A 202-nucleotide genomic window follows, 5' to 3' on the forward strand; every position below is an offset into this window, starting at 1 on the left:
TCGGGCGCGGCGCGGGCCACGCGGCGCATGGCTTCGCGGACCAGTTCGTCGCCGCGGTATTCGGCCGGTGGCGGCCTGTCCTGTCCCGTGGCGGGCTCGGCCGCGCACTGCACTGCATCGGTGTCTTCGAGCGTGGCGCGCGACGGCCGGTGCAGCACGTAGTAGCCGCTGCCCGGCCGCGAGGCCAGCACCGAGCGTGCGC

1 protein-coding gene is annotated in these 202 nt (G+C 76.2%); it reads right to left on the reverse strand.

Annotated elements, in window-relative coordinates:
* Window positions 1-202 (reverse strand): hypothetical protein (locus tag DBV14_RS33570; RefSeq protein WP_221621939.1); only part of this gene is annotated, 202 nt, incomplete at both ends.

The organism is Variovorax sp. KBW07 (genome assembly GCF_003852515.1).
In the GTDB taxonomy this organism is placed as follows: domain Bacteria; phylum Pseudomonadota; class Gammaproteobacteria; order Burkholderiales; family Burkholderiaceae_C; genus Variovorax.